Origin of the sequence: Bacillus sp. 7894-2, from assembly GCF_002272225.1 — a bacterium.
Taxonomy (GTDB): Bacteria; Bacillota; Bacilli; order Bacillales; family Cytobacillaceae; genus Cytobacillus.
Map to the genome: position 1 here is coordinate 99,324 of NZ_NPDG01000057.1, position 11,751 is coordinate 111,074.

Annotated in this window: 10 protein-coding genes; 7 read left to right on the plus strand and 3 right to left on the minus strand. The window is 40.7% G+C overall.

The genetic code is table 11. The features are described from left to right. Nucleotides 1-22 precede the first annotated feature (22 nt). Nucleotides 23-1,792 carry an alpha-glycosidase gene (locus tag CHI10_RS08425; RefSeq protein WP_095243874.1) on the minus strand — a complete coding sequence of 590 codons (1,770 nt, stop codon included), beginning with the start codon at nucleotides 1,790-1,792 and terminating at the stop codon, nucleotides 23-25. 312 nt (nucleotides 1,793-2,104) lie between these two features. On the opposite strand from CHI10_RS08425, the gene CHI10_RS08430 reads away from it, so the two are divergent. The 5 genes from CHI10_RS08430 (at nucleotide 2,105) to CHI10_RS08450 (ending at nucleotide 8,577) form a co-directional block, all read left to right on the plus strand. After that, a complete protein-coding gene (locus CHI10_RS08430; protein WP_095243875.1) occupies nucleotides 2,105-3,397 on the plus strand; it encodes an extracellular solute-binding protein in 1,293 nt (430 codons plus the stop codon). A 263-nt stretch (nucleotides 3,398-3,660) separates the two neighbouring features. Next, nucleotides 3,661-4,944 carry a carbohydrate ABC transporter permease gene (locus tag CHI10_RS08435; RefSeq protein WP_095243876.1) on the plus strand — a complete coding sequence of 428 codons (1,284 nt, stop codon included), beginning with the start codon at nucleotides 3,661-3,663 and terminating at the stop codon, nucleotides 4,942-4,944. 2 nt (nucleotides 4,945-4,946) lie between these two features. Further along, nucleotides 4,947-5,789, plus strand: a complete 843-nt coding sequence (locus CHI10_RS08440; protein ID WP_095243877.1) for a sugar ABC transporter permease — start codon at nucleotides 4,947-4,949, stop codon at nucleotides 5,787-5,789. An 89-nt stretch (nucleotides 5,790-5,878) separates the two neighbouring features. Next, complete coding sequence (locus tag CHI10_RS08445; protein WP_095243878.1) at nucleotides 5,879-7,417, plus strand: alpha-amylase family glycosyl hydrolase; 1,539 nt, start codon at nucleotides 5,879-5,881, stop codon at nucleotides 7,415-7,417. 113 nt (nucleotides 7,418-7,530) lie between these two features. Beyond that, nucleotides 7,531-8,577 carry a LacI family DNA-binding transcriptional regulator gene (locus CHI10_RS08450; RefSeq protein WP_095243879.1) on the plus strand — a complete coding sequence of 349 codons (1,047 nt, stop codon included), beginning with the start codon at nucleotides 7,531-7,533 and terminating at the stop codon, nucleotides 8,575-8,577. Nucleotides 8,578-8,615: 38 nt separating this feature from the next. Here the strand turns inward: CHI10_RS08450 and CHI10_RS08455 are convergent, their stop codons facing one another. Further along, nucleotides 8,616-9,485: an SDR family oxidoreductase gene (locus tag CHI10_RS08455; protein WP_095243880.1), complete on the minus strand. Its 870-nt coding sequence runs from the start codon at nucleotides 9,483-9,485 to the stop codon at nucleotides 8,616-8,618. A gap of 119 nt (nucleotides 9,486-9,604) precedes the next feature. Between CHI10_RS08455 and CHI10_RS08460 the strand changes: the two genes are divergently transcribed. Then, a complete protein-coding gene (locus CHI10_RS08460) occupies nucleotides 9,605-10,108 on the plus strand; it encodes a GNAT family N-acetyltransferase (protein ID WP_095243881.1) in 504 nt (167 codons plus the stop codon). A gap of 59 nt (nucleotides 10,109-10,167) precedes the next feature. On the opposite strand, the gene CHI10_RS08465 is transcribed toward CHI10_RS08460, so the two are convergent. Next, nucleotides 10,168-10,659: a YajQ family cyclic di-GMP-binding protein gene (locus tag CHI10_RS08465; protein ID WP_035327116.1), complete on the minus strand. Its 492-nt coding sequence runs from the start codon at nucleotides 10,657-10,659 to the stop codon at nucleotides 10,168-10,170. Nucleotides 10,660-10,816: 157 nt separating this feature from the next. Between CHI10_RS08465 and CHI10_RS08470 the strand changes: the two genes are divergently transcribed. Then, on the plus strand, nucleotides 10,817-11,680 hold the full coding sequence (locus CHI10_RS08470; RefSeq protein ID WP_095243882.1) for a CvfB family protein: 864 nt from the start codon (nucleotides 10,817-10,819) through the stop codon (nucleotides 11,678-11,680). Nucleotides 11,681-11,751: the final 71 nt, after the last annotated feature.

The window sequence follows — 11,751 nt, forward strand, 5'->3', positions numbered from 1 at the left end:
TTCCTTATTTCAATCAGGTTTCCTATTTAGTGAAGCTTGCAGGGAAGGACAGGATTTCAAACCCCCAGCCATCAAGCTGAACTTTAAGGTTTTCCGCTTCAGCTGCAAATTCTTTGTCTGTAAGCATATTCGTTACCTTAACACCCTTAAGCGGATAAGGCAATACAAATTCCGCACTTTCATCCGCAGGGTTGGCGAGTACTATAATGGTTTTTTCATCATCGTATTTTCGGTATGCAACTATATTAGGATCTGTCTGGATAAATTCAAAATGACCTTCATTTGCGAGCAGCTTTTCTTCCTTCCGAACCTTGATAAGCTTTTGAATATGAGAAAACAATTCACGGTCCTGTTTTGCCACATCCCATTCCATGCATTTTCTGCATCCGGGATCCATTACACCACTTAGTCCAATTTCATCTCCATAATATAGGCATGGTGAACCCATAAAGGTGAATAATAGTGTGTAAATTAGCTTTACCCTGTCTTTGTTTACTTCACATTCCGTTAAGATCCTCGGTGTATCATGGCTTCCAACCAGATTGAATGCAGATTCATAGACATTGGCAGGATAGCTGTTAATTTCAGCGGTCATATTATTGGCGAACTCACTGCCGTTTATGGATTTCTTCGCAATTAAATTTAGCAGGTTCGTGGTAAAAGGATAATTCATGACAGCATCAAATTGGTCTCCGCGCAGCCATGGCATAGAGTTGTGCCAGATTTCACCTAATATATAGAGGTCTGGTTTGATGTTTTTTACAGTCTGCCTGAATTCACGCCAGAACTGATGGTCAACTTCATTTGCCACATCCAGCCGCCAGCCGTCTATATCAAACTCTTCAATCCAGTATCTGGCTACTTTGAGCAAATATTTTTTCACATCTGGATTTTTTGTATTCAGTTTTGGCATCTGCTCTACAAAAGCGAAGGTCTCATAATTAGGGTGCTCCCCGCCTCTCAGAGGGAAACTATGCGGATGGAACCAGTCCTTATAAGGTGATTCTTCTCCCTTCTCAAGCACATCCTGAAATGGGGGGAAGTAGTATCCGCTATGGTTGAAAACGGCATCCAGCATGACTTTAATATCCCGATCATGGCATTCTTTTACAAGTCTCTTTAAAGTATCCTTCGAACCAAACTGGGGATCAATTTCCAGATAGTCAATTGTATCATATTTATGGTTGGAAAATGCCTTAAAAACAGGTGTGAAATAGATGCCGGTAATGCCGAGTTCCACGAGATAGTCCAGATGTTCAATAACACCTTCAAAATCTCCGCCAAAAAAGTTATTCGTAGAAGGCTCCTCACTTCCCCAGGGAAGAACACCTTTAGGGTCATTGTCAGGATTTCCGTTAGCAAATCTTTCCGGGAAAATCTGATACCAGACCGTATCCTTCACCCAGGATGGGGCTTGAAATACTTCTTCAGGGTGCAGGTAGGGAAAGTTGAAATAATAACCTGAATCAGCAGGAGCCTCCTCGTAAAAGCCTTTTTCAGTCAAAATTAATTCTTCTTCACCGGACTTTAAGTGAAATCCGTACCGGGATCTTCTAAATGGCGGGTTAATATAGGCATGCCAATAGTCATGAATCCCATCAGAACCTGATTTCTGCATATCTGTTTTTTCATACTGCCATTTACCATCTGCCCATAAGTACTGATCACCGTGCAGTAAAGTAACTTTAGAAATATCATCTTTCTTTGTTTGCAGTCTAATATGTAAGGTTTCCCTGCTGATAGGATAAACAAAATGATCAGCAGGGTAGTGTATGATGGCTGCCTTTTCCATTAAAAATTCCCCTTTCAAAGTGCAATCGCTTGCATTATACCATAGGAATGGAGGTGAAATGTATAGTATAAATCCGAGTGTTTGTAAATATATCTTTTCAAACAAAAATAATTTAGAAAAAAGTAGTTGTAAAAGCCCAAAAACCTTGTATAATAAAAATTAGAAATTGTGCAATCGTTTTCATTAAGCGGTTTCATTGAATTATAGTTTAAGTGAACGCTGTTTTTAGAAATAGACTAAAGCGTTTACAAATTTGTGCAAACGGTTGTACTATTTACATTAAGCAACAGATCTATTTAAGGGGGCAATATCATGAAAAAGTCACTATCTTTCTTTATGATGCTGGTATTGGTAATAGGAATGCTGGCAGCTTGCGGTCCTCAGCGTGAGGCACAGCCGGAAAAAACAGATAAAGATAACGGCACAGGTGAAAACCAGGCTGAAGAGCCGAAACCGGAAAAATTAGTAGTTTGGGAAGACACAGATAAAGGCGTAGCATTAAAGCCTGCCATTGAGTCTTTTGAAAAAGAATATGGAATTAAAGTTGAATTCAAAGAATTAGGCATGGCTGATAAAATCCGTGACCAATTAAGACTTGATGGACCTGCAGGAAATGCACCTGACGTTGTTACACTTCCTCATGACCAAATTGGCCAGGTTGTAACAGAAGGTCTTCTTCAGGAAATCAAAGTTGATGACAGCGTTCTTGATACTTTCACAGAATCATCCATCAGTGCTCAAATGTATGACGGAAAACTATATGGTCTTCCAAAAGCAACTGAAACACCAGTTTTCATCTATAATAAAGCATTAATGGATAAAGCTCCTGAAACAATGGATGAGCTTTATACTCAAGCTAAAGAATTAACAACTGGCGGACAGTATGGATTCCTGGCTTTATTCGATAACTTCTATTTCGCTCACGGCCCTATCGCTGGCATGGGTGGATATGTTTTCAATGAAAATGACGGAGCATTAGACCGTGAAGATGTTGGTTTGAATAACGAAGGCGCTGTTGAAGGTGCTGAATTTATTCAAAAATGGTACAGCGAAGGCTTATTCCCTAAAGGAATTATCGGGGAAAGCGGAGGAGCTGCAATGGATGGCCTATTCAATGAAGGAAAAGCTGTTTCTGTAATGAATGGTCCATGGGCACTTCAAGGAATGAAGGATGCAGGGATCGATGTTGGTGTATCTGTAATGCCTAAGCTTCCAAACGGTGAGCATGTTAAAACATTCATGGGTGTTAAGGGATGGAATGTAACTGCATTCACTAAAAACCCTTACTGGGCAACCAAGTTAGTTGAACATATTACAAATGAAGAAAACGCAAAAATCCGTTTTGAGACAACTCAGGAAATCCCTCCTGTAAAATCTCTTATTGAAGATCCGGTAATCGCAGACAATGAAGCTGCAAAAGCTGTTGCTGAGCAGTCTCAATACGCGGTTCCAATGCCAAATATTCCTGAAATGGCTGAAGTTTGGGGACCAATGGCCTCTGCACTTCAAACAATTGCAACAGGTAAAGCGGAGCCAAAAGCAGCGCTTGATGATGCAGTTAAAACGATCAAAACAAATATTGAAACAAATCACCCTGCCAAGTAAAGCTTGACAGACAAAAGGGCGGTACCTCCGAGGAGGTATTGCCCATACTTTTATGTAATGATAAAAAAAGCAAGGTGCCTGAGCAGACAGACTTCTGCTTCAAATGAATACTTTCGAACCTTTAAGCAGAAGCGGCAGAAAGCCGCTTTCATGTTCCTCTTAAGAGCAACCGTTTGCACAAAAACAATCGCTAATATTCTTATAAATGAATTATAATAATAGAAAAATACTTTCTCCTATAAGAAAGGGGAGGCAATAGCCATATGGACGCAAAAAAAATGACATCCAACCATGGAAGAAACGCTGCTCTATTATCCATCCTGCCTGGATTTGGACAGTTTTATAATAAACAGTTCCTTAAAGGTGCCATATTTTTAATTCTTACCATTTCGTTCTTTGCAGCATTCTTTGACACACTGAATTGGGGATTCTGGGGACTTTTCACATTAGGGGAAATTCCAGTTCTGGACCATTCGATCTTTCTTCTGATCGACGGAATTATTGCATTGATCGTTACAGCATTGGGGCTGATTATTTATGCCTTCAATATATATGATGCTTATAATAACGGGAAAAAACGTGATTTGGGATTGGCATTAAACAGTGTCAGAGAGCAGTACCACAATCTACTTGATAATGGTTTCCCATACTTAATGATCTCACCAGGTTTTTTTCTCTTGGTTTTCGTTGTTATATTTCCCATCTTATTCGTAGCTCTTCTTGCATTTACTAACTATGATTTATATCATTCTCCGCCTGCAAAGCTGGTAGATTGGGTAGGCATTCAGAACTTTATCGATATCTTCAAGCTTGATTTGTGGAGAAAAACGTTCTTTGGAGTACTGGGCTGGACAATCGTCTGGACTTTCGTTGCTACCACCTTGCAGGTAGCCTTGGGTATTTTCCTGGCAATTCTCGTAAACCAAAAGGATCTTAAAGGGAAAGCATTAATCCGAACAGTCTTCATTCTTCCATGGGCTGTGCCGTCATTTATATCAATCCTGATTTTCTCCGGCATGTTCAATGAGACTTTCGGTGTGGTTAATAATACGATCCTGGATGCAATTGGCATCGGTGCCGTTCCATGGATGACTGAGGAAAATTGGACACGTTTAGCTTTAATTTTCATCCAGTCCTGGCTTGGATTCCCGTTCATTTTTGCCATGACAACCGGTGTGCTGCAGTCTATTCCGGATGAGCTTTATGAAGCTGCAACAGTTGATGGTGCAACGATCCTGCAGAAATTCACAAAGATTACTCTGCCGTTGGTTCTGTTTGCCACTGCACCAATTATCATTACTCAGTATACGTTCAACTTCAATAACTTTAATGTTATCTTCTTGTTCAATGGCGGCGGACCGGCTCTTCCAGGTCAAAATGCCGGGGGTTCGGATATTCTTATATCCTGGATTTATAAGCTGACTATGACTTCTGCCCAATATGGCAAAGCGGCTGCAGTTACTATGATTCTGTCACTTATCGTCATCACTGTAGCATTATGGCAGTTTAGAAGAACAAAATCATTCCAAGAAGAGGATTTGATGTAGATATGAGCATGAAGAAAAATAAAATGATCCGGCTGACACTTTCATATTTAATCATTGCCTTAATGAGCTTTATTGTCATTTATCCGCTTTTGTGGGTAGTTGGCTCATCATTAAATCCGGGCCAGAGTTTGTCTGGTTCAACCATGTTTCCTGAAAATCCAACCTTGGCACATTACAAATATCTATTCGATTTAGAGAAGTCCAATTATGTTAAATGGTACTGGAATTCATTGAAAATAAGTACGCTGACAATGATACTTACGGTTATTACAGTATCCTTGACTGCCTATTCGTTTTCACGCTACCGCTTCATCGGAAGGAAAAATGGTTTATTAACCTTCCTGATCCTGCAAATGATACCTAACTTTGCAGCACTGATCGCCATTTTTGTATTAGCGACAAGAACTGGTTTAATTGATACACATCTTGGATTGATCCTGGTTTATGTCGGCGGTCAGATCCCAATGAATACATGGCTGATGAAAGGCTATCTCGACACGATTCCGAAAGAGCTTGATGAATCTGCGAAAATGGATGGTGCAAGCCATCTGCGTGTATTCTGGCAAATTGTTATGCCTCTTGCAAAACCAATTATTGCAGTAGTTGCGCTATTTTCATTCATTGCACCTTTTGGCGATTTCATCCTTGCCAGAATTCTATTAAGAACAGATGAAAAGTTCACAATGGCAGTAGGGTTGTATGAAATGGTAGCCAAGCAATTCGGAAATGAATTTACAAAGTTTGCAGCCGGCTCGGTCTTAATAGCAATTCCGATTGCTGCACTTTTCCTTATGTTCCAAAAATACTTTGTATCAGGTTTGACGGCAGGGGGAACAAAAGGCTAATCTTAAAGGGCTGAAACTTTACTTGCCGCTGCAGGCTGCGAACTTGATTGCAGTTTCGCAGCGGCTTGAAAAATGAAGGAGGAGCGGCGATGAAAAAAGGAATCATAACCTTCATCTTAATCCCGTTTCTTCTTTTTTATGCCCTGCCGGCAGGAGCAGCTGAAAAAGAAGAGCGTAAATGGCAAGATGAATCAATTTATTTTTTAATGGTAGACCGGTTTAACAATGGAGATCCAAACAATGATTATAAAGTTGATGTTCAGGATCCAAAAGCTTATCATGGCGGAGATTTTAAGGGAATTACAGAACGCCTTGATTATATTAAGGATATGGGGTTTACAGCAATTTGGCTGACTCCGGTTTTTGATAATGAAGAGAAGGGCTATCACGGTTACTGGATAAAAGATTTTTATAATACGGAAGAACACTTTGGCACAATGGATGAGTTCAAAGAGTTAGTCAAGGAAGCCCACAAAAGAGATATGAAAGTGATATTGGACTTCGTAGTGAACCATGTAGGCTACAATCACGAGTGGGTTAATGACCCTGGAAAAAAAGATTGGTTCCATGAAAAAAAGGATATCGCGAACTGGTCGAATCAGACTGAAATTGAAAATGGCTGGATATATGGGCTCCCTGATTTAAACCAGGAAAACCCTGATGTGAAAAACTATTTAATGGATGCAGCTAAGTGGTGGATTGAAGAAACGGATATTGACGGTTATCGCCTTGATACCGTTAAGCATGTTCCAAAATCTTTCTGGACCGACTTCTCCAATAATGTCAAATCAGTCAAAGAAGACTTTTATTTGCTTGGGGAAGTATGGTCGGATGATCCCAAATATATTGCCCAATATGAAAAAACGGGAATTGACGGTTTTGTCGATTATCCTTTAAATGATCATCTGAGAACAGCCTTTGCAGAACCTGATAAACCGTTAAGCTGGCTTTTTACAAACTGGGACCGAAATAAAGCTTTTTATGAAAACCCCTATCTAATGGGAAGCTTCATGGATAATCACGATACAGTCAGGTTCACCCGTGATGCTATCACAAAAAATCATCATCCGGGTCCAAGATGGAAACTTGCATTAACATACATGTATACCTCACCTGGGATTCCGATTGTTTATTATGGAAGTGAAATAGCTATGGATGGCGGTGAGGATCCTGACAACCGAAGGCAAATGGATTTCCGTACAGACAAAGAATTGATAGATTATATCGCAAAACTTGGAGAAGTTAGGCAATTGCTTCCATCCTTAACCAGGGGCGATATGGAACTGCTGGAGGAAAAGGATGGTTTTGCCGTTTATAAACGGACTTACGAAGATGAAACAACAGTGATTGCGATCAATAATTCATCAAAAACACAGAAAGCGGTACTTGATTCCTCTCAACTGGAAGAAGGAAGAGAGCTGCGCGGCATGATTTCTGATGATCTCATCCGCAGCAAAGACGATAATTATGAGTTAATTATTGATCGGGAAGAAGCTGAAGTATACGTTCTGGAAGAAAAATCAGGATTGAATATTCCGCTGATTGGAGCCCTTGCAGCAGTTTATTCAGCTTTTATGATTTTTCTATATCTTTTATGGAAGCGGTCAAAAAAGAAGATAACCGAATAATTTTAATTGCCTCCCCTTCATCCTAATCCTGTTTACTGTTTGAAAATGGAGAGAAATCAAACCTGCTTGATTATAATAATAATAACAGAGACCTCAAGGAGAGGGTGATTCTATTGGCAGTCACAATTAAAGATGTAGCAAAGATGGCAAAAGTTGCGCCTTCTACTGTTTCAAGGGTTATTGCCAACAATCCTCGCATCAGCGAGAAAACCAAGCAAAAAGTCAGAGAGGCCATGAAACAATTAGGCTACCATCCGAATTTTATTGCCCGCAGTCTTGCAAGTCAGTCAACCCGCGCAATTGGACTGATAATGCCAAGCTCCACAGATGTTGTATTTCAGAACCCATTCTTTCCAACTGTCCTTAGAGGTCTGAGTGAGGGTGCACATGAAAGGCATTATGCCCTCCATATGACAACCGGAAAAACGGATGATGAAATCTATGAAGGCGTGATCCAGATGGTACAGGGCGGCCGGGTAGATGGAGTAATTTTGCTTTATTCAAAAGTGGAGGATAAAGTCCTCGCCTTTTTAAAGGAAAGAGATTTCCCGTTTGTGGTTATAGGCAAGCCTTTTACAGATGAAGAAGAAGTCACTTACGTGGATAATAATAATTTCCGCGCTGCCAAAGAAGTAACGGAATACTTGATAAAGCTCGGCCATAAGCAAATTGCATTTGTCGGAGGGAATTTGAATTTAACCGTTACAGTTGAACGCCTGCTTGGCTATGAAAAAGCATTAAGGGACGCTGGCATTGAACTTGTAAATGAATATATTGTTCATGAGGAGTTCTTAAAAGAAGGAGGCCAGGAGGCTGTGAGAGGCCTCATCTCCCTTAATAAACCTCCAACCGCCCTTGTGGTTGCCGACGACTTAATGGCATTAGGCGTCCTGAATACATTGGATGAATTGGGAATTAAAGTTCCGGAAGATATGTCAATCATCAGCTTTAATAACGTGCTGTTAGCTGAAATGTCCAGACCGCCGCTGACTTCTGTCGATATCAACATTTTCGATTTGGGATTTGAATCTGCCAGAAGCCTCATATACAGAATTGAAAATCCCAGGGAGCCTGTAAAGCGGATTATTATTCCACATAAAATTGTAAAACGCTGTTCATGCAGCAGTCCGCTAACTGAAGATCCAGAGATAGTATCATAAAATAGGGAAGCCTGCGGCAGGCTTCCCTTTCATTTTGCTTACCCATTAACAATTGTTCCGCCGTTGACATGGATCATCTGGCCGCTCACATAAGAAGAATCATCACTGGCAAGATAGACGTAGGCAGGAGCCAATTCATAAGGCTGTCCTGCTCTGCCTATTGGGGTATTTGATCCGAATTTTGATACCTTATCCGCAGTGAATGTAGATGGAATAAGCGGTGTCCAAATAGGTCCCGGAGCCACTCCATTTACGCGAATTCCCTGTCCAGCCAGCGATTTGGCCAATGAGCGTGTGAAGGAGACTATCGCACCTTTTGTAGAAGAGTAGTCGATTAGCTGTTCGTTTCCTTCATAAGCGGTTATTGATGCAGTATTGATGATGGAGCTTCCTTTTTTCAGGTGTGGCAGTACTGCCTTTGTCAGATGGAAAAATGAAAAGATGTTGGTTCGGAATGTTTTTTCAAGCTGTTCAGCAGTGATATCAAGCAGGCTTTTTTGAGGATGCTGCTCGGCTGCATTATTCACCAGTACATCGATTTGACCAAATTTATCAAGTGTTTTGCTGACTGCATCCTTACAGAATGTTTCGCTTCCGATATCACCGGAGATCAGCAGGCATTCCTGTCCCTCAGCCTGGATGGCCTCTTTAGTCTTTTCTGCGTCTTCATGTTCTTCCAGGTAGACAATCGCGACACTGGCTCCCTCTTTGGCAAAATAAATGGCGGCTGATTTACCGATGCCGCTGTCTCCGCCTGTTATTAATACAACTTTTCCTTTTAACTTATCAGACCCTTTATAATTTGGATCAACCGTTTGGGGCTCAGGCTGCATTGGCGCCTCTGTCCCGGGCTGATGGTCCTGATGCTGAGGCGGAAATTCCTGTGGATTGTTTTGAGTATTAGACATTACTAAATCCCTCCAAATCATTAATACTCTTTTAATTCCATTTTATTATGATAAAAAAACATGGAAATTATTTGCATCGCTCTTATATAATGGATTTAAAAAGAGTGGGGGAATATGAATTGCACATTCGATCAGCTGCCAAAAGTGATGCGGAAGCCATTCTCTCTCATTGCCGGAAGGCTTTTGGAGAAACAGATTTTTTAATGACCGAGGCGGATGAGTTTAATTTATCAATTGAAGAAGAAGAAGCGTGGATTGAACGGAGTATTAGATCTGGGGATCTTACTTTAGTAGCGGAAGTTGACAACGAAGTGGTTGGAATGCTGAACTTTCGGCGTTCAAAAAGCAAAAAAGTGAACCATCTGGGTTATTTCGGCATCACCATACAGGAGAAGCATTGCAACCAGGGGCTGGGAAGAAAAATGATGAAACAATTCCTGAAATGGGCGGAAGAAGAACCTGGCCTGGAAAAAATATGCCTTGAGGTTTTTGCGTATAATCAGAGGGCTATCCACCTGTACAGGCAATTCGGATTTCAGGAGGAAGGCCGTAAAGTCAGACATATAAAAAGAAAAGACGGGACCTATGCAGATGAACTAATGATGTATAAATTTGTTAAATAGCTGTAGCATGAATGGATAAACTAAACAAAAAAGCAAACGGAGTTTTCCGTTTGCTTTTTTTAGCGATAGTTAACGAATTGAACATCAACTGTCAAATCTGCCTCTTTAACAGCAGCAATAATCTTCTGCAGGTCATCGCGGTTTTTGCCGGTTACACGTACCTGATCATCCTGAACCTGGCTCTTCACTTTCAATCCGCTGTTTTTAATCAGGGTATTAATCTTCTTTGCATTTTCTTTATCAATGCCCTGGACAAGCTTTGCTCTTTGGCGGACCGTTCCGCCTGATGCTCCCTCAATCTTGCTGTAATCAAGATTTTTTACAGGAATGCCCCGTTTGATTAACTTGCCTAATAAAACATCCTTAAGCTGGTCAAGCTTAAATTCATCATCAGATAGAAGCACAAGCTCCTCTTTATCCAGCTTTATATCACTTTTGCTGCCTTTAAAGTCATAGCGGGTGGAAATTTCCTTCATGGCAATATTAATGGCATTGGTTACTTCAGAAAAGTCGACTTTGGATACAATATCAAATGAGCTTTCTTTAGACATGACAGCCTCCTTGGCGATAACAATTTAAGTTTCACTTCTAGTCCTTATTATAGTAAAATATAGCAGTTCAAACAACTTTAGGAGTTATGTGATCTTTTTAGGGAAAGATTTAATATAATGAATATTTGCTGTTTATTGCTGAGAAGGAGGAAAAAAGATGGCTATAGAAGAGAATTTGGGCCGTGCTGTTAAGCTGATCGTTTCAAGGGAAGCGGCATTTGGCTATTTTTTAACGGATGGAGAGGAGGATGTTCTTCTTCATCAGAATGAGACGGATGAAAAGTTCGAAGAAGGGCAGGAGGTTGAGGCTTTCCTTTATATGGACTCACAGGGAAGAATCGCAGCAACAACTGTCATTCCAGAGGTTCAGGCTGGTACATATGGATGGGCGCATGTAAGCGATGTAAAACCCGGCATCGGTGTATTTATCAATATTGGCATTCAGAAGGACATGCTCCTTGGGGAGGAGGATCTTCCTGTCCACGAAGCTGTGTGGCCGATTGAAGGAGATAGATTATACATTACACTCCGGGTAAATAAGAATAACCGAATTTATGTGAAAATGGCTACTGATCCTGTCATTACTGATATTTCAAATAAAGCAACCAAAAGTGACTTTAATAAGAATATTCACGGACATATTTATAGAACCGCAAAGGTTGGAAGCTGGATTTATACAGATGAGGGCTTTAAAGGCTTTATCCATGAATCCCAGCGAAAAAGAGAGCCCCGTCTTGGAGAGAAAGTGGAAGGCCGCATAGTTGATGTGAAAGAAGATGGGACAGTGAATGTTTCTCTTATTCCAAGAAAGCATGAAGCACTTGACGATGATTCCGAAAAAATCATCTCATATCTTGAAAGCCGAAGCGGTGCGATGCCATATGGCGATAAAAGTGCCCCGGAAGATATCCAGGAGCGTTTTCAGTTAAGCAAAGCTTCCTTTAAAAGGGCTTTGGGCCGGCTTATGAAGGAAGGCAGGATTTATCAGGAAGAGGGCTGGACATATATTAAGAAAGACTAATCAACTGCAAAAAATAATAGGCTGTTACCGTAAAGTTTGTGGCTTTGTTTATCGCTTAGTTTAATTTGCTG